The organism is Rhodococcus sp. WS1 (genome assembly GCF_003797745.1).
GTDB lineage: Bacteria > Actinomycetota > Actinomycetes > Mycobacteriales > Mycobacteriaceae > Rhodococcus_F > Rhodococcus_F erythropolis.
This window is the reverse complement of the sequence record NZ_RKLZ01000001.1, coordinates 1,668,516-1,689,748: the sequence shown is the minus strand read 5'-3', so window position 1 is coordinate 1,689,748 and position 21,233 is coordinate 1,668,516. Positions and strand designations below refer to the sequence as shown.

Annotated in this window: 20 protein-coding genes; 11 read left to right on the top strand and 9 right to left on the bottom strand. The window is 61.2% G+C overall.

The features are described from left to right. From urtE to urtA, 5 genes are read right to left on the bottom strand one after another with little or no spacing between them, the layout of a single operon-like run. Positions 1-693 carry an urea ABC transporter ATP-binding subunit UrtE gene (gene urtE / locus EEB12_RS07740; protein WP_003941544.1) on the bottom strand — a complete coding sequence of 231 codons (693 nt, stop codon included), beginning with the start codon at positions 691-693 and terminating at the stop codon, positions 1-3. A 3-nt stretch (positions 694-696) separates the two neighbouring features. Beyond that, complete coding sequence (gene urtD, locus EEB12_RS07735) at positions 697-1,533, bottom strand: urea ABC transporter ATP-binding protein UrtD (RefSeq protein ID WP_019744448.1); 837 nt, start codon at positions 1,531-1,533, stop codon at positions 697-699. Beyond that, entirely contained in the window at positions 1,530-2,636 is a 1,107-nt protein-coding gene (gene urtC, locus EEB12_RS07730; protein ID WP_021333894.1) for an urea ABC transporter permease subunit UrtC, read from the bottom strand. The genes urtD and urtC overlap by 4 nt, the downstream gene beginning before the upstream one ends. Further along, positions 2,633-3,517 (bottom strand): urea ABC transporter permease subunit UrtB, encoded by an 885-nt coding sequence (gene urtB / locus EEB12_RS07725; protein ID WP_003941514.1) that lies wholly within the window; start codon positions 3,515-3,517, stop codon positions 2,633-2,635. The genes urtC and urtB overlap by 4 nt, the downstream gene beginning before the upstream one ends. A gap of 54 nt (positions 3,518-3,571) precedes the next feature. Next, the gene (gene urtA / locus EEB12_RS07720) at positions 3,572-4,828 is read right to left on the bottom strand and encodes an urea ABC transporter substrate-binding protein (protein ID WP_030535530.1); all 1,257 of its coding nucleotides are present in this window, start codon (positions 4,826-4,828) and stop codon (positions 3,572-3,574) included. Between the two features lie 267 nt (positions 4,829-5,095). Between urtA and EEB12_RS07715 the strand changes: the two genes are divergently transcribed. The 9 genes from EEB12_RS07715 to EEB12_RS07675 all read left to right on the top strand — a co-directional run bounded on the left by EEB12_RS07715 (position 5,096) and on the right by EEB12_RS07675 (position 14,461). Continuing rightward, on the top strand, positions 5,096-5,863 hold the full coding sequence (locus EEB12_RS07715) for a TetR/AcrR family transcriptional regulator (protein WP_141487582.1): 768 nt from the start codon (positions 5,096-5,098) through the stop codon (positions 5,861-5,863). Positions 5,864-5,989: 126 nt separating this feature from the next. Next, positions 5,990-7,174, top strand: a complete 1,185-nt coding sequence (locus tag EEB12_RS07710) for an ABC transporter substrate-binding protein (protein WP_019744444.1) — start codon at positions 5,990-5,992, stop codon at positions 7,172-7,174. 15 nt (positions 7,175-7,189) lie between these two features. After that, on the top strand, positions 7,190-8,065 hold the full coding sequence (locus EEB12_RS07705; protein WP_021333897.1) for a branched-chain amino acid ABC transporter permease: 876 nt from the start codon (positions 7,190-7,192) through the stop codon (positions 8,063-8,065). Further along, entirely contained in the window at positions 8,065-9,093 is a 1,029-nt protein-coding gene (locus EEB12_RS07700) for a branched-chain amino acid ABC transporter permease (protein WP_021333898.1), read from the top strand. The genes EEB12_RS07705 and EEB12_RS07700 overlap by 1 nt, the downstream gene beginning before the upstream one ends. Then, positions 9,090-9,863, top strand: a complete 774-nt coding sequence (locus EEB12_RS07695) for an ABC transporter ATP-binding protein (protein ID WP_029254813.1) — start codon at positions 9,090-9,092, stop codon at positions 9,861-9,863. The genes EEB12_RS07700 and EEB12_RS07695 overlap by 4 nt, the downstream gene beginning before the upstream one ends. Before the next feature lies 1 nt (position 9,864). Next, positions 9,865-10,569, top strand: coding sequence for an ABC transporter ATP-binding protein (locus tag EEB12_RS07690; protein ID WP_042951161.1), 705 nt, complete (start codon positions 9,865-9,867; stop codon positions 10,567-10,569). Between the two features lie 9 nt (positions 10,570-10,578). Beyond that, positions 10,579-12,219: a class I adenylate-forming enzyme family protein gene (locus EEB12_RS07685; RefSeq protein WP_141487581.1), complete on the top strand. Its 1,641-nt coding sequence runs from the start codon at positions 10,579-10,581 to the stop codon at positions 12,217-12,219. Positions 12,220-12,287: 68 nt separating this feature from the next. Beyond that, complete coding sequence (locus tag EEB12_RS07680) at positions 12,288-13,307, top strand: alpha/beta hydrolase (protein ID WP_084325135.1); 1,020 nt, start codon at positions 12,288-12,290, stop codon at positions 13,305-13,307. 131 nt (positions 13,308-13,438) lie between these two features. Further along, positions 13,439-14,461, top strand: coding sequence for an alpha/beta hydrolase (locus EEB12_RS07675; protein WP_070796602.1), 1,023 nt, complete (start codon positions 13,439-13,441; stop codon positions 14,459-14,461). A gap of 5 nt (positions 14,462-14,466) precedes the next feature. On the opposite strand, the gene ramB is transcribed toward EEB12_RS07675, so the two are convergent. The 4 genes from ramB to EEB12_RS07655 form a co-directional block, all read right to left on the bottom strand. Continuing rightward, positions 14,467-15,879, bottom strand: a complete 1,413-nt coding sequence (gene ramB / locus EEB12_RS07670; protein ID WP_019744436.1) for an acetate metabolism transcriptional regulator RamB — start codon at positions 15,877-15,879, stop codon at positions 14,467-14,469. 121 nt (positions 15,880-16,000) lie between these two features. Continuing rightward, positions 16,001-17,260: a formamidase gene (fmdA, locus tag EEB12_RS07665; protein ID WP_019744435.1), complete on the bottom strand. Its 1,260-nt coding sequence runs from the start codon at positions 17,258-17,260 to the stop codon at positions 16,001-16,003. Between the two features lie 94 nt (positions 17,261-17,354). Next, a complete protein-coding gene (locus EEB12_RS07660) occupies positions 17,355-17,642 on the bottom strand; it encodes an FmdB family zinc ribbon protein (RefSeq protein ID WP_019744434.1) in 288 nt (95 codons plus the stop codon). A 79-nt stretch (positions 17,643-17,721) separates the two neighbouring features. Further along, positions 17,722-18,345: a hypothetical protein gene (locus EEB12_RS07655; RefSeq protein ID WP_020906738.1), complete on the bottom strand. Its 624-nt coding sequence runs from the start codon at positions 18,343-18,345 to the stop codon at positions 17,722-17,724. A gap of 504 nt (positions 18,346-18,849) precedes the next feature. On the opposite strand from EEB12_RS07655, the gene aceA reads away from it, so the two are divergent. Together aceA and EEB12_RS07640 are read left to right on the top strand one after the other, a co-directional pair. Beyond that, positions 18,850-20,139: an isocitrate lyase gene (aceA, locus tag EEB12_RS07645; protein ID WP_003941533.1), complete on the top strand. Its 1,290-nt coding sequence runs from the start codon at positions 18,850-18,852 to the stop codon at positions 20,137-20,139. Between the two features lie 184 nt (positions 20,140-20,323). Then, positions 20,324-21,220: a 3-hydroxybutyryl-CoA dehydrogenase gene (locus EEB12_RS07640; RefSeq protein WP_003941541.1), complete on the top strand. Its 897-nt coding sequence runs from the start codon at positions 20,324-20,326 to the stop codon at positions 21,218-21,220. The last annotated feature ends 13 nt before the right edge of the window (positions 21,221-21,233 follow it).

The following is a 21,233-nucleotide window of genomic DNA, read 5'->3' as shown; positions in this document are numbered from 1 at the left end:
TCAGATTGCCATCGCTCGACGAACCGCCTCGGTGGACGTGGTGCCGCCCTCACCGGTCGAGGTCACGTGTCCGGCCGCGAGAATGCTGTAATGCTGAGCAGATTGGAGCGCGAAACCGATGTGCTGCTCGACAAGGAGGACACCGAGATCGCCGCGCTCGGTGAGTTCCATGACGGTTCTTTCGATTTCGGCGACCACGTTGGGCTGAATGCCCTCGGTTGGTTCGTCGAGGATGAGGATCTTGGGCTCGGTGATCAAGGCGCGGGCGATGGCAAGTTGTTGTCGCTGCCCACCGGAGAGAAGTCCTGCGCGACGGTCGAGGAGTGTGGTGAGCGCGGGAAACAGATCCAATGCCTCTGCGATGAGTGCCTTTCCGCGTTTGCGCCCGTCGGCGACCACCCGAAGATTCTCGGCAGTTGTCAGTTGTCCGAACGACTGCTGACCCTGCGGTACGTAGGCAAGTCCGCGAGCGACGCGGGCGCTCGGTCGTAGTCCGGTGATGTCCTCTCCGTTCAGAAGTACCTTTCCGCGTGTGGGTTTGATCAGACCGACGGCGGCGCGCAGCAAGGTGGTCTTGCCTGCTCCGTTGTGACCCATGACTGCCGCAACCCCGTCGCTGGGAACCAGCAGGGAAACGCCGTGGATCACTTCGGTGCGTCCGTAGCCGGCGCGGATGTCGACGAGCTCGAGCATGATTCAGTCCTCCGGGGTCGGTTCGGTGTCGGCGCCGAGATCGGTTCCGGCAGCGGCTGTGCCGAGATAGACCTCTTGCACCTTGGGGTCGGCTTGAACCTCCGCCACAGTTCCTTCGGCGAGTACTTTCCCAGCGGCGAGCACTGTGACGGACGTGGCGAACGATCGCATGAAGTCCATGTCGTGCTCGACCACGACGACGGTTCGTGCACCGCCGATGCGCCGTAGAAGGTTTCCGGTTTCCTCGCGCTCCTCCAGGCTCATCCCAGCGACGGGCTCGTCGAGTAGTAGCACGGAACAGTTCTGCACCAACAACATTCCGATTTCGAGCCACTGTTTCTGCCCGTGCGCCAGAATGCCCGCGGGAGTGTCTCTGAGGTGCTCCAAGCCGGTTGTCTCCAGAGCCTCCTCGATCTCGGGGAGCACACCTTTGCGCCTTCGGAGCAGGTTCCACGCCGAGCGACCGGCTCCCGCCGCGATGTCGAGATTCTGCAGCACCGAGAGTTCTTCGAAGACGCTTGCCGTCTGGAAGGTTCGCCCGACGCCGAGGCGGGCGATCTTGTGAACCTTCTTGCCGAGTAGTTGCTCGCCGGACTTCGTGATCGAACCCGTCGCGGGAACGAGTCCGGTGATGGCGTCGACCAGCGTTGTCTTTCCAGCCCCGTTCGGGCCGATGAGAAACCTGAGGTCGCCCTGCATGAGGGTCAAGTCGACGCCGTCGACGGCCTTGAAACCGTCGAAGCTGACCGAAAGGTTCCGTACTTCGAGGTACTCGGACGACATTCCGGCGTTGCCGCCCAGTGCCGGTGTGGGTTCGCTGGTGGCGGTTGTGTTGGTCATGACGACACCTCCACTGGTTCGGGTTGGGAGACCTTGACCGGCGGGTCGGCCGGGGTCTCACGCTTCTTGCGGTGGCGCATCAGGGCGAACAATCCGGCCACACCTGCCGGGAAGAACCCGACCACGACGATGAACATCAACCCTTGTGCGTAGATCCATCCCGAAGGGAGTTTCTCCGAGAATGTCGACTGCGCCCAAGCGACGCCGATCGCACCGAGTACCGGACCCAGAAGCGTTGCGCGGCCACCGATCGCGACCCCGATGAGGAAGGCGATTGACGGAACGATCCCGACGTCGGCGGGGGAGATGATGCCCACGATCGGAACGAAAAGCGCACCGGCGATACCGGCGAGGAACGCCGCGGTCACGTAGGCGACCAGTTTGATGTTCGCCGGATCGTATCCGAGGAAACGTACGCGCTCCTCTTGATCGCGGACGGCGACGAGGAGTTCGCCGTATCGGGAGTTCATCAGCTGGCGAATCAGAGCGACCGATGCGAGAAGAACTCCGGCGGCGATGAAGAACAACATCTGCTTGTTCGCCGGATCGTTGAGGTTGAAACCGAAGAACGTGCGAAAGCGGTTGAGGCCGTTGCTGCCACCGATCGACTGCTGGCCGATCAAGAGGATCGCGAAAGCCGCGGCGAGTGCTTGCGAGAGGATCGCGAAGTATGCGCCCTTGACTCTCCGCTTGAACACACCGAGTCCGAGGAGAAAGGCAACAGCGGCCGGCAGGAAAAGGATGGCGAAGATCGCCACGAATGGCGAGGCGAACGGTTGCCAGTATCCCGGAAGTTCGGTCTTGCCCGCGATGGACATGAAGTCCGGTACCGCGTCGCCCTTGAGTTCGGCATCGGCGATCTTGAGGTGCATCGCCATCACATATGCGCCGATTCCGAAGAAGACGCCCTGGCCGAGCGTGAGCATTCCGCCTCTGCCCCAAGCCAAGCCGATGCCGACAGCGACTATGGCGAAGCACAGGAATTTGGCCAACAGTGACAGCCTGAAGTCCGAGAGCACAGCCGGAGCGATGGCGAACAGCACGATCGCGGCAAGTGCAAAACCGCCCCACACCCGAATTCGGGAATTGTTCAGGATGCTCATACGAGGCTCCTCGTCTTGACTGCGAACAGGCCCTGCGGCCGAACTTGAAGGAAGACGACGATAATGACGAACACGATCACCTTCGCGATCGACGCTGTCGTCGAGTACTCGATGAACGAGTTCAAGATGCCGAGGGCGAAGGCTGCGATCACGGCTCCCTTCATCTGACCGAGACCGCCGACGACGACAACAAGGAAGGCGTCGATCAGATACGACTGGCCGATGGTCGGGCTGGTGGAACCGATGAGTGTCAACGCGACACCCGCGACGCCGGCGAGTCCGGAACCGAGGAAGAAGGTCGTGATGTCCGTACGACGAGAAGAGATTCCGCTCGTCTCGGCCAGATCGCGATTTTGGACGACGGCCCGGATGCGTCGACCCATCGACGACTGCTTCAGTGCGACCGAAAGCGCGATCACCGCTGCGATCGCCAACACCAGAATGAAGATGCGGGTTTTCGGTACCACGGCGCCGAAAATATCGACCCCGCCCGAAAGCCAGCTCGGCGCCGAAACATTGACTGCGGGCGCGCCGAAGATGTCGCGCGCCAACTGCTGAAGAATCAATCCGACGCCGAATGTCACCAACAGGGTATCGAGGGGTCGGTGGTACATCCGCGATACCAGTACCACTTCGAGCACGACACCCATCAGTCCGCCGACGACAAAACCGACGAGCAGAGAAATGATCAACGATCCCGTTGCATTCGAGATCACCTGCTGCACTACGTATGCGGTGTACGAGCCGGCCATGATGAACTCGCCGTGTGCCATGTTGATGACACCCATCTGCCCGAACGTGAGAGACAATCCCAACGCTGCCAACAGGAGAATCGATCCGATACTCAAACCCGTGAACAACTGTCCGATCACAACATCCATGACAGACGCTCCACCTCTCTACTCGTCGATTCCGTCAATTCCGCCTTTCGTCGATCAGCTCCCGAGTCCCTCGGCCCAGGGGTAGTTCTTCAGGTACGGATCCGGCTCGATCGGCTGTCCCGAATCCCAGACCGTGTAGATCAGTCCATCGGAACGGATTTCGCCGATTCGGGCAGTCTTGGTGATGTGGTGGTTGTCGCCGTCGATGGTGACGAGTCCTTCGGGTGCCTGGAAGGTCACACCGTCGGCGTTGTCCTGAATATCCTTGACCGCAAACGAGTTGGCCTTCTCGACTGTGTTCTTCCAGAGGTAGACGGAGGTGTATGCCGCTTCCATCGGATCGGACGTGGGCTTGTCCTGGCCGAACTTCGCCTTGTACGCCTCGACGAACTTCTTGTTCTCGGGGGAATCGATGGTCTGGTAGTAGTTCCACGCCGTCAGCTGGCCTTCGACGTTCTGGACTCCGATACCGCCGACCTCTTCCTCCGCAATGGAGACGGAGACGACGGGCATTTCGGCGGGCTTCAGGCCGACATTCGAGTATTCACGGAAGAACGCGACGTTGGAATCACCGTTGAGTGTGTTGAACACGGCATCGGCGTCGGCTGTGCGGACCTTGTTCACGATGGTGGAGAAATCGGTCGAGCCCAATGGCGTGTAATCCTCGCCCTTGATCTCGATGCCGTTCGCTGCCGCGTAGGCCTTGATGATGCGGTTGGCGGTCTGCGGGAACACGTAGTCGCTGCCGACCAGATACAGCGACTTGACGCCCTTCTCCTTCAGGTAATCCAGAGCCGGGATGATCTGCTGGTTGGTCGTTGCACCCGTGTAGAAGATGTTCTTCGAATCTTCCAGTCCCTCGTACTGGACCGGGTAGTAGAGCAAGGAGTTGTTGTCCTCGAACACCGGCAGCATGGCCTTGCGGCTCGAGGAAGTCCAGCCACCGAAAACTGCTGCGACGCAATCGCTGCTGATCAGTTTCTCGGCCTTCTCGGCGAACACTGTCGGCTCCGACGCGCCGTCCTCTGCCACGATCTGGATCTTCTTGCCCAGCACACCGCCGGAATCGTTGATCTCCTGCACCGCCAACGAGATGGAGTCGCGGACCGTCACTTCACTGATGGCCATGGTGCCCGAGAGTGAATTCAGAGAACCGACCTTGATCGTGTCCCCCGAGGTGTCGACGCACGACGTAGCCGTCGAATCTCCCGATGCGGTGTCTGTCGCCTTGCTTCCGCAGCCGGTGAGAACCAAGCCCAGTGCGGCGAGAGCGGCCGGCGCGGCAAGGGTGCGCTTCGAGAAGGTTCGCATGTACGGGCCTTTCGTGTCGATGGCTCTGGCAGACAATGGCTCTGACAGATCTGTATCCGGAGTGCGTATACAACGCTGTATTCGTCGAGTGCACAGAGTAGGTGGAAGTTGTTGCGGTGGAATGACTGTCGGTGACAAGTGTGTGTCCGGTGTTTCGATTGGATGTCCAGGACCTCACACCGCAGGTCAGCGAGGGTGCGGTGTTAGCATCGACGAGAAATTGATCAAGCACTCGCTTGACGATCGGAACGTCGGAAGGATCTTCTCGTGCGCTCGACCCGACGGGACGAAATACGCGCTCATGCGGCCAAGCTGTTCAGTGAGCGGGGAATCGCCGCGACGACGGTACGCGACATCGCCGACGAAGTCGGGATTCTCTCCGGCAGCCTCTACCACTACTTCGACTCCAAGGATGCGATAGCCAACGAGATCGTCGTCCGGTTTCTCGAAGACCTCAACGTCAGGTACGAAGACTCGATCGAGCCGGGAGGTTCGGCCCGAGATCGCCTGGCAACGATGGTCTCGGTGTCTTTTGCCTCGGCGGTGGATCACCCGTATGCGACGGAGGTCTATCAGGGAGAAGCCATACTTTCGTCGCAACCGGCGGACGCGCCCATCACCATCCTGGTTCAGAAGGCACACAGCTACTGGCGATCGGCTATCGCTCGCGGAATTGCCGACGCGGAGTTTCGGGAAGACATCGATCCCGAACAGTTTCACCGTCTCCTGCGTGAATCCGTCTGGTCCACCGTCGCGCAGTATCGCCCGCAGCTTTCCGAGTTGGCGGATGATCTGCAGCGCAATCTGATTTCGGTTTTCCTGGACGGCTTCGCCGCACGTTCCGTCGACGGCGAGCCGGTGGCACGCATTGCGCGGCGCACGGCGAAGAAGGAAGCGCAGACCGTATCTCCAGCCTCCGAATTTGCCGAACTCCGTTCGGACTCCCAAATGGCCGAACTCCGTTCGGACGTCGACGAATTGAAGTCCGTCATTCGCGAACTCAGCTCCTCGATCCGGCAGCTGCAGAAGCCGTAACACCGCAGTTCCTGTGCGTGTAGTTCGAATTTTGACTATCGGTGTGACCCAGTGCATACTTCTGTCCACACTCGTAAATCAAGCGCTTGTTTGATTTACCAAGCAGAGTTTGGACGGGAGATTGATGTGAGACTCGGAAAGGCGATTGCCGTCTGCGCGGCAGTGGTCCTCGGGGCGAGCGCGTGCGCATCTGCCGGTGTCATTCCCGAAGACACCATCGTCATCGGTTTGGACGAGGACTCCACCGGGCCCGGTGCGTCGTACAGCACGATCGCCGGCAAGACCGTGCGTATGACTGTCGACCTGATCAACCAGGCCGGCGGAATCAACGGCAAGCAGGTCGAATTGGTTGTCGAGAATGACGAGAGCAGTCCCACCAAGACCCCGTCGATCATTCGGAAGTTGGTCGATCACGGATCAAGTGCGGTCATCCTCGCCACCGGCAGCGGGTCGGTGCTGCAGGCCAAGTCGATTCTCCAGCAGTCGAAGATTCCCGCGATAGCTCCGGTCGTTCTCAGCGACGCCTTTGCCTCGGCGCCCGACAACGACTTCTCGTTCATGATTCCGAACTCGTTGAAGCAGTACGCCCAGGTGTACTGCGGGGCTTTCGAGAAGATGGGGTACAAGTCCCTGGGAATTCTCGGTGACGCGAGTGCGTCCATCGACGGAATCATCAAGACCCTGCGGCCGGCGCTCGAGAAGTGCGCGAGAGTGACGGGCGTCGAAAAGGCGCCGGTCGATGCCGCGGACATCACCGCACAGGTCTCACGTCTCGCGGAAACCGAACCGGACGCGATTCTGGTCGCCAGTATCGGCGGGCACTTCGAAATCCTCGCGCACAACACCTTGTCGAAGATCACCCCGCAGACGCAACGCTTCTCACTCGCTTCCATCGGGAACCAGCCCGCATCTTGGGCTTTGGCGGACCCGAAGGCGTTGAGCGGCATGGTGTACATGGGCTCGCTCAGTGAGAACAACCCGAGAACCGCCGAACTGCGTCGCAAGGTCCAGGCGGTTAAGGGGCCTGATTATCAACTGACTGCCTACGACGCACAGGCGTACGACGCCGTCATGATGTTGGCCGAGGCAATCGAAATTGCCGGCGACCACCGAGATCGGACGGCCGTTCGTGATGCTCTTCAACAGGTTTCGGCACTTCCCGCCAGCTTCGGCCAGGACGGATTGACACTGTCGTTCTCCTCGCAGGATCACCTGGCTCCGGACAGCCTCTGCGGACTGGTGCTCGTCGAATTCGGTGAGGACAACAAGCCGGCCCATCCGTGGGATTCCTACCAACCCCCGTGTGGATAACCGAGGAGCCTTGACATGACAGACGCACAACTGTGGCTCGCTGCCATCGAGATCGGTGCATTCTTTTCACTGATAGCCCTCGGAATGTATCTCGTGGTGGTCGGCGCCGATTTCTTCAATTTTGCGATGGGTCCGTATGCGATGGCTGCGGCCATGGCGTCGAGTTGGGTCGCGATCAAATACGGGCTCGCTCTCTGGATTGCCATGCCGCTAGGGATCGCGGTAGCGGTGGCGCTGTCGATCCTGACGGAAAAGCTTGTGGTCAAACAGGTTCAGAAGCGATCGGGTCGTGGGGAACTACCGGCGTTGGTGGCTGTGACCGCAGTACTGTTCGGGATCCAGCAGCTCGCCGGCACTGTCTTCGGCCGAACACCACTTCCCGGGCAGAAGATCTTCGACTTCGATCCGATATCGGTGCTCGGTGCCACCGTCGACAGTTCGACCGTTGTACTCGTCGTCGGAACTGCAGTGATCTTCGTCGGTATCGGACTGTGGCTGAACCGGTCCACCTCGGGCCGTCTGCTTCGCGCCGTCGGCGACAGTCCGGATGCCGCCCGCGTCCTGGGCTTGCCGGTGGATCGGGTACGCCTCATCGCGTTCACCCTCGCGGGTGTGATCGCCGCCGTCGCCGGACTTCTGTTCGCTCCCAAGGCCGGTGTTCAGTTCACGAGCGGTCTGTCATGGACGCTGACGGCATTCATCGCACTCGTCATCGGTGGTACCGGCCGGAGTTGGGCTCCACTGATCGGCGGAATGGTGTTGGGCGTCGTCCAGGTATTCGCCCCGTACTACTTCGGTGCGAGTGCTGCTCAAACCGCGATTCTGCTGATTGCCCTGGTGTTCTTCGCTTTCCGTCCGGAAGGCTTGCTCTCGAGGAAGGTTCGCGTCTGATGGCCTCGCTTTCTACCAGTCCGCTGACGTCAAATCCGCCCGCTACATCCGGCGGTTCCCGGACGAGGATGCTCGCCCTGTCACGAGAAGCGCTGATCACCGTGGTCGTGGTTGCTGCCGTGCTGCTGTGGATGGGGCCGAGTCTGTACCGGCAGGATCTGGTGTTCCTCGCTGCGACGTATTCGCTGATCGCACTCGGCATGTACGTGCCATTCGTGCTCGCGGGATCACTGTCGATGGCGTACAGCGCGTATGCGGCGATCGGCGCGTATGCCGTTGCGCTGATCTCGGTTCGGACCGGGTTGTCGATGTGGTGGGGATGGATTCTCGGCGCCCTCGCCGCTGCAGCGGTTGCAGTACTTCTCAGCTTGGCAACGCAGAAACTCTCCGGCTTCTACCTTGCCGCGGTGACCTTGTTGTTCGGTATCGCTTTCGAGCACTGGTTGATCGACGGACCGAGTTTCACCGGCGGATCGGCCGGGATCTCGGGTGTCGAGACTGTGACGATGTTCGGCTGGGAGCCACCGCGCTACGCATTGGTCGTGTTCGCGATCTTGTTCGTGTGTCTGATCGCGGTCGCTGTCGATCGACTCCGGAAATCGGTGTGGGGGCTGATGTTGCAAGCTGCCCGCGACAATCGTAATGTCGCACGGTCTTCCGGCGTCAATCCTGCGCACCTGACCGTCGTGGCGCTGGCGATCGGTGCTGCGATCGCGTCGACCGGCGGATCGCTGTTCACTGTGTCGGTGCAAGCTGTCACTCCTGAAACCTTCACTCTCAGTATTGTTTTCCTTGCGATCTTCATGCCGATCATCGGCGGTCGAGGTTCGGCATGGGGTGCGCCGCTCGGTGCATTGATCGTGGTGATCGTGACGCTGAACATGCCCGGGTACCAGGGGAGCGGCGAACTCCTGCTTGCCGGAGCCGTCCTGGTGATCCTCATCGTCGCGCCTGGTGGGGTGATCGGGTGGAGTCAGAACGTTCTGGGTCGAATGAACCGTCTGTACAAGGAGCGTGGCAATCGATGACGCGGTTACTCGAAGTGAGCGGGCTCCACAAGTCCTACGGCGGCGTCCGCGCTGTCGACGATGTCTCGTTCAGCGTCGGACCGGGAGAGGTGATCGGCCTGGTCGGCCCGAACGGGGCAGGCAAGACCACACTGGTGGACTGCATCTTCGGCACACAGCAAGCAGACTCCGGAACCGTCGCGCTCGCCGGTGCTCCCTTGACCGGGCCGTCGGAGCGCCGTGCACGGCAAGGGCTCTCGCGCACGTTTCAACATCCGCAGCTCGCGGCGGAACTCGACGCCGTCGACAACATCATCCCGGGACTGTACGGGCACAAGATCACCTCACCTCTGCACTCGCTGTGGTGGGCGATCAAAGGACCTTTCGAGAACTGGGACCGGACAGCACAGCGGGCCCGGGAGATTGCTGCGCGATACTCGGTCACCGACGTCGAGAGTGCTTGCGGGGATCTCAGTTTGGGGGCGCAGCGTCTGGTCGAGGTGGCGCGGGCGATGGCGACCGAACCCGATGTTCTCCTGTTGGACGAACCGTTTGCCGGCGCGGATCACGACGGCATCGCTGCCATCTCCGGTGCCGTGCGATCGATTGCCGCGCAGGGCAAAGGAGTAGTCCTGGTCGATCACAACGTCGATCTCATCGCGGCGCTCGCCACCAAGATCGTGCTGCTCAATTTCGGATCAGTGGCGTTCTACGGACCACCGCAGGAGTGCTTGGCCAGCGACGCGATGCGAGAAGTCTATTTCGGTTCCGAATACGAGGAAGGCGCCTGACATGCTCGAACTCGACAGAGTCACAGTTCGATACGGATCCGCTGTCGCCGTCCGGGAAGTCTCCCTTGTCGCCCCCGCCGGTGAAGTGACAGCGATCGTCGGGCCGAACGGTGCAGGCAAGACCAGCTTGGCGGGATCCATCTACGGCTCGGTTCCCGCCACCGGGACAATCAAATTCGATGGTCGAGAGATCCAGAAATTATCGGCACTGGATCGTGTCCGCAGCGGATTTGCCTACGTACCCCAAGGCAGGCAACTGTTCATGCGAATGTCCGTTCGCGAGAACCTACGCGTCGGCGCAGACCTGCTGGGATTGAAAGCCGAAGCCGTGGAAACAGCTTTCGAGAGGTTCCCGATCCTGCATGAACGCTCCGAGAGTTATGCCGGGGTCCTCAGCGGTGGTGAGCAGCAGATGTTGGTTCTGGGGCGGGCCCTTCTGGAAACCCCGAAGGTGTTGCTCCTCGACGAGATGATGACAGGACTGGCACCGAAAATCGTCGCGGAGCTGCGAGCGCTGGTCGGGGGTCTGGCCGCCGAGGGTGTGACCGTCATCGTGACGGAACCGGCACTTACTGCACTGAAATCGGTTGTCGACCGCGGATATGTCATGCAGCGCGGCGAACTCGTCCGCGAATGCGATTCCGCAGCGACACTGGACAACGCGTACAAACAATCGATGGGCGTACTCAGCGCCGACGGGAGATGATCGACGATCATGCTTGAAACGAAGACACTCGACTTCACCGTCGGTGAATTCGCCACGAATCCGGACCGGTTCGCCGGCGTCAGCATCAGCGAAATGGTCAGGCATTGGTCTGAGACCATCCCGGACGAAACCGCCTTTGTCACTCCGGAATCGAGGGTGTCGTGGAAACAGTACGACGCGGCTGCCGATGCGATCGCGTCGGCGCTGGATCTAGCTGGTGAGGGATACGGACATGTAGCCGTGTTGCTCCCCGACACCGCTGTATTCCATGCGGCTCTCTGCGCAGCATTTCGTACCGGCCGCGTCGCGGTCGGAATCGGTTCGCGCTCGGGCATTCGCGAGATCTCTCATCTGATCGCCCGCTCGGAAGCCTCCGTACTCGTCACCACTCGCACGCTGCGCGGCGTCGATACCGCCGAACTCGTGGCGAGTCTGCGGGCAGAGCATCCCGGACTGGACGTCGTCTTCGCCGACGAACGCGCCGACGTGAGTTTCGAACGCGTGAGTGCAAACGGCGAACTCACCTCGTTGCCGGTCGAGCTAAAGCAGTTCCCCGCAACCAGTCCGTGTTTTGTCACGTCAGCCGTTTCGATGCTGAACTCGACGTCCGGCACAACGGGCCTACCCAAACTGGTCACACAAACCGAGGATCGTTGGGTTGGTTTCTCCGAGATTGCCGCCGAGGCGGCGGCGATCGGTCCGGATGAGGTGTTCTTCGGCGCGGTTCCGGCACCTTTCGGATTCGGCCTCTGGACTTCGCATTTCCTGCCGGCGCTACTCGGTGCTCGCAATGTCGTCATGGAACGCTTCGACGTTTCGGTGATGATCGAGTTGATCGAGCGCGAACGGGTGACTGCTTTGAATTGTGTGAGTACACAATTCAAGATGCTGTTGCGTTCGGAGGCCGCGGAATCGGCCGATCTCTCGTCACTTCGTTTCATGTTCACCGGTGGTGAAGCCGTGCCGTATTCGGAGGCACTGGCCTTCGAACAACGTACCGGAGCGGCTGTCCTGCAGTTCTACGGATCAAACGAAACCGGCGCCGTCTCGGTGACGACGGTTTCGGACGGTTCCGATACCCGACTGAAGACGTGCGGCCACGTCATCGATCGCATGCAAGTTCGTGTATTCGACGATGCGGCAATGGAAGTGACCGGCTCCGTCCGTCGCGGTCAGCCTGCGGTCAACGGCCCGCTGATGTGCCAGGGTTATTGGGGCGACGTCGATGCAAACGACGAGTTGTACACCGACGACGGTTGGATGCTTCTCGGCGACATCGTCGAGATCGACGAGACCGGGCGGGTGCGTGTGGTCGGGCGCAAAGCCGACATCATCATTCGAGGCGGCAAGAACATTTCCGCGGTCGAGGTCGAGGAGTACGTGCGCGCGCATCCTTCGGTGGAACTGGTCGCCGTGGTCGGAGTCGACGATCCGCTGTTCGGTGAGAAGGTCTGTGCGGTCGTCGTGTCCGCCGATGACGATCTGAGTTCGGTGGACCTGACCGCCTGGCTGCAGAGCCGAGGAGTGACCCGCGAGTACATACCCGAGTACGTGATGACGGTCGCCGAATTGCCGATGGCGGCAGGCGGCAAAGTAGCCAAGGGCGAAGTCAAGGCACTCGCGCAGCGGCGGATCGCTGAACTCGGCTGATCGCGCCTGACAGTACCGGCGTCGCGTTACGCTGATCCGGACATTTTGCCGAGAGTGAAGGAAACCCGATGACGAACCCTTCACCGCATCGGTGGCGCAGGCGCTTGCTGTGGGCTCTGGCAATTGTGTTCGTTCTGGTCGGAGCCGTGGTTCTGGCCTTCGTTCTGAGCCCGAGACCTGGCGCACTCACCGTACGATGGGTCTTCGATCGTGATGCCGTGAAAGTCACCGAGGCGCTCGAGAAGCACGCGCCCGAAGGCGTCGACTCGATCAAGGACCAGCAGTACCGCGCCGATGACGACGACGCATACCTGGATGTCTACTTTCCCGCAGCGACGACGACCGCATTGCCTACGGTGATCTGGACTCATGGCGGTGCCTGGATCTCGGGAAGCAAGTCCAACTACGCGCCGTACTACGAGTTGCTGGCCTCTCGTGGCTACACCGTTGTGTCCCTGGACTACTCACTCGGACCTGAGCACCACTATCCGACAGCGGTGCGGCAGCTCAACGACGCTCACGCGTACGTCGTCGCGAATGCGGAACGGCTGCATGTTGATCCGACGACGGTCGTTCTCGCCGGTGATTCTGCGGGAGCGCAACTCTCGAGTCAGCTCGCCACTCTCGTCACTGATCCCGCGTATGCGAACCGTGTGGGCGTGGTCCCGTCGCTGCGGCCGGATCAGTTACGTGGAGTAATCCTGAACTGTGGAATCTACGACGTCGGGAACATGGTCGGCGGACCCGGCATCATCGGTTGGGGGGTTGATCGGTCCCTCTGGGCGTATACCGGCGTGCGTGACTTCATGAGTACCGACGCAGCGGATCAGATGTCGACCTTGAACTACGTCAGCGCTCAATTTCCGCCTGCCTACATCAGCGGCGGCAACGCGGATCCTTTGACAGATTCTCAGTCGAAACCGTTGGCTGACAAATTGACGGGGTTGGGAGTTGCGGTCGACACACTGTTCTATCCGGCCGATCACGTTCCGGCGCTCGGTCACGAGTATCAGTTCGATCTGGACAATGCCGACGGTCTCACTGCCCTCGATCGCACGGTTCAGTTTCTCGACGCACACACCCGCTAGTTGTCGGATGATGCTGAGACGCTGAAGAAATGGTCATTTCAGACAAAGCGCCGCGGGTGTGTTGCCGGGGAATTCTCGACTAGTCCTTTTGGTCTAGCCTGGGTGAATCCGATCCGACCCCAGGAGTTGTTGTGCGCGCGTCTTCCCCCGACAGACGGCGAAGGCGCATTGGCGGAATCGCGGCGGTATTCGTCGTCATTCTGCTGTCCGGGGTAACCGCGGCAATCGTCAGTCCGTGGCCAGGAGTTCTCCTCGTACGGTGGATGTCAGCGGGTGGCTCCGAAGCGACTCACGCACAACTCGACAGGCATGCACCGTCAGGAATCGTCTCGATTCTCGATCAGTCGTACCGCGACGGCGACGACGATGCACAACTGGACGTTTACTACCCGTCGGTGTCCTCTTCGGCGCTACCCACGGTGGTCTGGGTGCACGGGGGTGGCTGGATATCAGGATCGAGAACTGATGCCGACGGTTACTACAAACTGTTGGCAAATCAAGGCTTCACAGTGATTTCGGTGGACTACTCACTGGGACCAGATGCGTATTACCCCACCGCAGTGAATCAACTGAACGACGCGTATCGATTTATCGTGAGCAATGCGGACAGGTTGCATGTCGATTCGAACAATCTCTTTCTTGCGGGAGATTCGGCAGGCGCGCAGTTGTCCAGTCAGTTGGCGACGGTCATGACCAGCCCTGATTACGCGTCGGAAATGGGTGTGGAGCCGGCATTACGTCCCGAGCAGATACGCGGAGTTGTCCTCGACTGTGGGGTCTTCGATCTGAAACCGCTGCTGTCACAGGGGAAGTACTTCGGTTGGGGCGTCGACAAGCAGTCGCTGTGGGGGTATCTCGGAACGAGGGACTTCGATGGGTCGACTGCAGTGGGTCAGATGTCGACACTGGGCCATGTGACCTCGGACTTTCCAGCGACGTTCATCACCGGCGGAAATGTCGACCCACTGACCGCCAGCCAGTCGAAACCCATGGCAGAACGGCTCGCCGATCTGGGCGTCGAAGTAGACGCACTGTTCTACCCCGAAGATCACGAGCCTGCGCTGGACCACGAATATCAGTTCGACCTCGATACCGTGGACGGGATGATCGCGTTCGATCGCACAGTCGCGTTCCTGCGCAACTACGTGCGTTAGCGCGGTCAGCGAATCACGTAAGGCGAAATCGAACTCCGGTGCTCGCTGATGTCGAGGTCTTTACCCAACGGCGGGAAGGCACGCTGCGGACAGTTGAGGCGTTCGCAGACACGGCAGCCCGAGCCGATCGGCGTTCCCGGATTCGACTCGTCCAGATCCAGACCGTCGCTGTAGACGAGTCGGTGGGCGTGTCGAATCTCGCATCCCAATCCGATGGCGAAGATCTTTGCGGGCTGTCCGTATCGAGCCGCTCGACGTTCGACCGTGCGAGCAACCCAGAGGTATCGGCGGCCGTCGGGCATCTGTGCGATCTGGGGCATGATCTTGCCCGGATACGAGAACGTCTCGTAGACGTTCCACAGCGGGCACGTACCGCCGCTGGTGGAGAAGTGGAATCCGGTGGCGGACTGACGCTTCGACATGTTTCCGGCACGGTCGACACGGACGAACATGAACGGAACCCCGCGAAGTTTGGGGCGCTGCAGGGTCGAGAGGCGGTGGCAGATCGTCTCGTAGCTCGCGGAATAGAAGGCGGACATGCGCTCGATGTCGTACCGGAAGTCCTCGGCGACGTCGTGGAACTGGCTGTATGGGAGCACGGTGGCCGCCGCGAAGTAGTTGGCCAATCCAAGTCGCGCCAAAGAGACCGACGCTTCGCTGGTGAAGTTGCCTTCGGCCACCAACGAGTCGAGCAGATCGCCGTGCTCGAGGTACGCGAGTTCTGTCGCGAACTTGAAGACCTGTTGCCCGCCGGAGAGCCGTGCGGAGATTTCCAGGACTCTGGTATCCGGGTCGTAACGATGAAGTATGTTCTCGCCCAGGTCGACTCGTCGAACGATCTGCACGCCGTGGACGGTTTCGAGGCGTCTGGCGATCTCGCCGGCGACGTCGCCGCGATGAAAGCGCATTCGGGCAGTGAGTTCTTCGGCTGCGGTGTCGAGATCGTGAATGTAGTTCTGCCGCTGATAGAAGTAGTCGCGCACTTCCTCGTGCGGCATGGTGATCGAACCGCTGCCGCTGCCGTCCGAGAAGCGGTCTTCCGTCGCTGCGGCGAGTTGCGCCGTGGTGTTGCGGAAGCGGCGATGCATGTTGACCATCGCCTTGGCCAGGCCCGGGTGCGTGGAGACCATCTCCGCGATTTCGTGGGCGTCGGCGTCGATGCCCATCTCCTGATCGAGGGCAACTTCACGCATTTCCGCGATCAGGCGCGTGTCGTCCTGTGGGGAGAAGAAGGTGGTGTCGACGCCGAAGACTTCACTGATTCGCAGGAGGACCGGCACGGTGAGTGGCCGGACGTCGTGCTCGATCTGATTGAGATAGCTTGCCGAGATCTCCAGCGTCTTGGCCAGCGAAGCCTGACTCAACCCGCGCTCGGTCCGCAGTTGGCGGAGCCGGACACCGACAAAGGTTTTCGACATTTTCCCAGGATACGAGTGACAGTCCGGCTTCGCAAAGGTGGGTTTGCAGAATTCGCACCGGCACCCCCTGTGAGTGGTTAAGGAGTCCTCACACTCCTCAACCACTCACGGGGCCGGAGGCCTAGACCCTGTTCTCCGAACGCGGAGCGCCGATTCCGGGATCGATCTGGAACGGTCCGCTCGACGAGGGTGCGAGGGGGAAGTCGAAGATCGCAGTCGGGAGATACACCGTCGAACACGAGTTGGGGATATCCACGACGCCAGACAGGCGGCCCTCGATCGGTGCCGCACCCAGCAGCAGGTACGCCTGCTCCGGCGCGTACCCGAACTTGGTCAGGTACTCGATCGCATGCAGGCACGCACGCTGGTAGGACAGATGTGAATCCAGGTACTTCTGTTCGCCGTCCAACGTGACGGAAGTGCCCGAGAACGCAAGCCACTCGGAATACTGCGGATCCGTGTTGCCCGGCATGAAGATGGCGTTCTCGGAAACGCCGTAGGTATCCATTCCGCCCTTGATGATGTCCACACGAAGATCGATGAAGCCGCCCATCTCGATGGCACCGCAGAAAGTGATCTCACCGTCGCCCTGGGAGAAGTGAAGATCGCCGACCGACAGATTCGCACCGTCCACGAACACCGGATAGAAGATTCGGCTGCCCTTGGTGAGGTTCTTGATGTCCTGGTTTCCGCCGTTCTCACGCGGGGGAGCGGTGCGCGCCGCCTCGCCGGCCACGCGGGTGTACTCGTCACCGGTCAAGGTTCCCAGTACTGCATCGCGGGGCTCGGGCGGAAGTGCAAGCGGGGGAACCCGATTGGGATCGGTGGCAATGAGGGCGCCCTCGCGGGCATTCCACTTGGCGAGCAAGGCTGCCGACGGAGCCGTGCCCATGAGTCCCGGGTGGACGATGCCCGTGAACGAGACGTGCGGAATGTGACGCGACGTCGCCGTTTGGCCGGAGAAATCCCAGACGGCCTTGTACGCGTCGGGGAACTGTTCGGTGAGGAAGCCGCCGCCGTTGTTCCGAGGGAAGATGCCCGTGTACCCCCAGCCTTGGCCGGCCAACGGACCCGAATCTTCTTGGGGGATAGGCCCGATATCCAAGATGTCGACGATCAAGAGGTCGCCGGGCTTCGCGCCTTCGACGGAAAAGGGGCCGGACAGCGTGTGGACCGTGGTCAGTGGTGCATTGAGAATGTCGTCGGCTGAGTCGTCGTTGTGTATTGCGCCGTCGAACCATTCGCGGCAATGGACACGAAACGCATCACCGGGTTTCACCGTCACCGCCGCCGGGATGTCCGGGTGCCACCGATTGTGGCCGACGATCGCCTGGTCGGTGAATTTCTTGGCGGAATCGAGTGGAAACAGCAGTTCAGGCATATGCACTCCTCATTCTCGAAGAAACGGAAAACTCGTGGCGGCAGGACTTTCGTGTCGGATCGGGACGCGCGGTGAGGACGCGCGGTGAGGACGGTCAGGGGCGAGGTAGCTTGCGGTGCAACGGATTGGACGTCGTCGGGGCAGATTGTCTGCCACGGCCCGGAAGTGACCCACTGACCACGGCAGGCTCGTGAGCTGATCGGGCAGTGCTGTCCAGCAGACCCATCGCGGTTGACGAGCTGTGACTCAAACGGGGAGACGAGACAACACGCTTCGATTCGAGACTGCACTGGGGACAGCTGATCGACTGGGGCACTTCGGCCATCGCGAACGACCGCTCGAGCGGGCCGCAGCCGGTACAGCGAAACTCGTACAGAGGCATGCGGTCACGCTATCGGAGGATCCGTAAGTGCGACACTGGAACGACACGCACCGGGTTGCCGATGCCGCAATTGCGCCCGTCAGCGCAAGTACACAACCGCGTTGTCGCCGCCGGTACAGGTGACGATGCCGGAGGTCACCTTGCATGCCATCGTGTACTCCTTGCCGGTCACCGGACTACGTGCGGACACGGTGCTGGAGGCACCGGTGGCACCGGAGTTTCCGTAGGCGATCCGAACTGCCTCGGCAAACTCGCACGAAGTTTTGCCCCCACTTGTCGCGGACTCCTTGTAACTTCCGGCCGGCTGCCCGCCGGGGCAGGCGGACGCACCGGCCGGGAAGTTCGCGGCGCGTGTGGTCGTCGGGGATGTCGTGCTGGGAGCGGTTGTCGTGGTGCCGGGTGTGTTCGCGGCGGTGATGGTGGTCTGGGCCGCGCCACCGGCGGCCGAGTTGGGGACGTCCTTCGGCCAGAGGACCCAGGCAAGCCCGCCGAAGAGAGCCAACACAGTGATGACTCCGATTACGGATACCGGAATCACCCAGCCGGGCCGACGCGGCGGCGGATTTCCACGTGGCGGTGCAGGCGGGAATCCCTGGGGCGGGGGATACGACTGCGGCGCGGCCCGGTAGCCCAACTGCGGCGGCTGTGGACCGGATTGCGACCATGCCTGGTTGTTCGGTGGCCGCTGATAGTTGTCCGGCACCGCTTTATCGCCCGGTCGGGGGCGTCGAACGACAAGTCATGGTTCGACAGCATATGGCCGGCGAATGGGTTGTCTGTGGCTTTCCGACGGGTGGATCCCTGGAATTGCCCGAGCGAAGCCTGTTGCCACGAAGTGATTGCGGTCACTTGCGAGTCGTGAAGTTGGCTCCGAAGTAGCGGATGGGCCTGTTCCGAGTGCCGCGCGAACTGCCGGAATTTGCAAGTGGCGGAGTTGAGTGCATTTCGTTCACAGCCTGCGGTTTCTTTGCTACTCGCCAGTACGGAACCTGTCCGATTGGGTAGTACCAGCCGTGTAGGAATCTTCACAGACTTAGCAAAGTGTGTTGAAAAGGTAGCGAAGATTGGCATTAGCAACAGGTAGACGGCACTTTTTCGATGTGCCATTCTCGGTAAGTACACAAGAAGGGCCTGGCAAGTATGTGAAGTAGTACGCACGTACTGCTCACAACAGGCCGGACCAGCAGATCAAAGAGATGGAGTCTTGATGTCGACCACCGGCACCCCGAAGACCGCAGCTGAGCTCCAGCAGGATTGGGACACCAACCCTCGCTGGAAGGGCGTTACTCGTAACTACACGGCCGATCAGGTCGTCAAGCTCCAGGGCACCGTCGTCGAGGAGCAGACCCTCGCTCGTCGCGGATCCGAGATCCTGTGGGATCTCGTGAACAACGAGGACTACATCAACTCCCTCGGTGCACTTACCGGCAACATGGCTGTGCAGCAGGTTCGCGCCGGCCTGAAGGCCATCTACCTCTCCGGTTGGCAGGTTGCCGGCGACGCTAACCTCTCGGGCCACACGTACCCGGACCAGAGCCTCTACCCGGCCAACTCGGTTCCGACCGTCGTTCGTCGCATCAACAACGCACTGCTGCGCGCCGACGAGATCGCCAAGACCGAGGGTGACACCTCCGTCAGCAACTGGCTCGCTCCGATCGTTGCCGACGCCGAAGCCGGCTTCGGTGGCGCTCTCAACGCTTACGAGCTGCAGAAGGCCATGATCGGCGCCGGCGCTGCCGGTGTCCACTGGGAGGATCAGCTCGCTTCGGAGAAGAAGTGCGGCCACCTCGGTGGCAAGGTGCTCATCCCCACGCAGCAGCACATCCGCACCCTGACCTCGGCTCGTCTGGCTTCCGACGTTGCGGACGTTCCGTCCGTCATCATCGCCCGCACCGACGCTGAGGCTGCAACCCTCATCACCTCCGACGTGGACGAGCGTGACCGCCCGTTCCTCGACGGAACCCGCACGGCTGAAGGCTTCTACGGCGTCAAGAACGGCATCGAGCCCTGCATCGCTCGCGCCAAGGCTTACGCACCGTACGCAGACCTCATCTGGATGGAGACCGGCGTGCCGGATCTCGAGGTTGCAAAGAAGTTCGCCGAGTCCGTTCGCAGCGAATTCCCGGACCAGCTCCTGGCCTACAACTGCTCCCCTTCCTTCAACTGGAAGGCGCACCTGGACGACGCGACCATCGCGAAGTTCCAGAAGGAGCTCGGCGCGATGGGCTTCAAGTTCCAGTTCATCACGCTGGCCGGCTTCCACTCGCTCAACTACGGCATGTTCGACCTGGCCTACGGCTACGCCCGCGAAGGCATGACGGCATTCGTCGACCTGCAGGAGCGCGAGTTCAAGGCTGCCGAAGAGCGTGGCTTCACCGCCATCAAGCACCAGCGTGAGGTTGGCGCCGGCTACTTCGACACCATCGCCACCACCGTTGACCCCAACACCTCGACGGCAGCTCTCAAGGGTTCCACCGAAGAGGGCCAGTTCCACTAAGAACTGACTTCGGGTGGGGGAGAGGCTCGGCTTCGGGTCTCTCCCCTGCTTGTATCACCGCACTACTTTCTCTCGTCTTCAAGGCAGTTCCGATTGCGTCGGCCACCAGCGTCGACGCAGTTCGAAGTGCTTCTTTTACAACACCTTCACCAGACAAACTCCACGAGACAAACAAGGAGCTGACGTGACCAGCGAAAAAATTCAGCGCGTCGGCGTTATCGGCGCCGGAATCATGGGTGCCGGAATCGCCGAGGTGTGCGCCCGCGCACATGTCGATGTTCTGGTCTTCGAGCAGACTCGCGAGCTTGCAGCAGCCGGGCGTTCACGCATCCTGCGTTCGCTCGACCGCGGCGTGAGCAGCGGAAAGATCACAGAACGTGAGCGTGAGCAGGCCGCATGGCGTCTGCGTTTCACCTCCGATCTGGGAGATTTCGCGGACCGCCAGCTCGTCGTGGAGGCCGTCGTCGAAGACGAGAAGATCAAGAGCGAAATCTTCGCCGAGCTCGACGCGGTCGTGACGGACCCGGATGCGGTTCTCGCATCCAACACGTCGTCGATCCCGATCATGAAGCTCGGCATCTCGACCAAGCGTCCCGAGCGAGTCATCGGTATGCACTTCTTCAACCCGGTTCCGGTCCTGCCGCTCGTCGAATTGGTGACGACGCTCAAGACCAGTGCCTCCGTCTCGCAGCGCGCCGAGGCTTTTGCCAGCGACATCCTCGGCAAGCAGGTCGTCCGCAGTGCCGACCGCTCCGGCTTCGTCGTCAACGCACTCCTGGTGCCGTACCTGCTCTCGGCGATCCGCATGGTCGAGTCTGGCTTCGCGACCAAGGAAGACATCGACAAGGCAACGGTTCTCGGCCTCGCGCACCCCATGGGTCCGCTGGCTCTGACGGACCTGGTCGGACTCGACACCGTCAAGTCCATCGCCGACTCCATGTACGAAGAGTTCAAGGAGCCGCTGTACTCCGCTCCACCGCTGCTCCTGCGTATGGTCGAAGCCGGATTGACCGGCAAGAAGTCCGGCGCGGGCTTCTACGAATACGCCGACAACGGTCGCTCCACCAAGCAGGCAAGCTAAGGCCCAAAGCCCC

Coding starts and splice junctions, on each gene's coding strand:
- urtC (WP_021333894.1), bottom strand. CDS start 2,636: ATGAGCATCCTGAACAATTCCCGAATTCGGGTGTGGGGCGGTTTTGCA.
- EEB12_RS07700 (WP_021333898.1), top strand. CDS start 8,065: ATGGCCTCGCTTTCTACCAGTCCGCTGACGTCAAATCCGCCCGCTACA.
- EEB12_RS07660 (WP_019744434.1), bottom strand. CDS start 17,642: ATGCCTCTGTACGAGTTTCGCTGTACCGGCTGCGGCCCGCTCGAGCGG.
- ramB (WP_019744436.1), bottom strand. CDS start 15,879: ATGTCGAAAACCTTTGTCGGTGTCCGGCTCCGCCAACTGCGGACCGAG.
- urtB (WP_003941514.1), bottom strand. CDS start 3,517: ATGGATGTTGTGATCGGACAGTTGTTCACGGGTTTGAGTATCGGATCG.
- EEB12_RS07680 (WP_084325135.1), top strand. CDS start 12,288: ATGACGAACCCTTCACCGCATCGGTGGCGCAGGCGCTTGCTGTGGGCT.
- aceA (WP_003941533.1), top strand. CDS start 18,850: ATGTCGACCACCGGCACCCCGAAGACCGCAGCTGAGCTCCAGCAGGAT.
- fmdA (WP_019744435.1), bottom strand. CDS start 17,260: ATGCCTGAACTGCTGTTTCCACTCGATTCCGCCAAGAAATTCACCGAC.
- EEB12_RS07705 (WP_021333897.1), top strand. CDS start 7,190: ATGACAGACGCACAACTGTGGCTCGCTGCCATCGAGATCGGTGCATTC.
- EEB12_RS07695 (WP_029254813.1), top strand. CDS start 9,090: ATGACGCGGTTACTCGAAGTGAGCGGGCTCCACAAGTCCTACGGCGGC.
- urtD (WP_019744448.1), bottom strand. CDS start 1,533: ATGACCAACACAACCGCCACCAGCGAACCCACACCGGCACTGGGCGGC.
- urtE (WP_003941544.1), bottom strand. CDS start 693: ATGCTCGAGCTCGTCGACATCCGCGCCGGCTACGGACGCACCGAAGTG.
- urtA (WP_030535530.1), bottom strand. CDS start 4,828: ATGCGAACCTTCTCGAAGCGCACCCTTGCCGCGCCGGCCGCTCTCGCC.
- EEB12_RS07690 (WP_042951161.1), top strand. CDS start 9,865: ATGCTCGAACTCGACAGAGTCACAGTTCGATACGGATCCGCTGTCGCC.
- EEB12_RS07685 (WP_141487581.1), top strand. CDS start 10,579: ATGCTTGAAACGAAGACACTCGACTTCACCGTCGGTGAATTCGCCACG.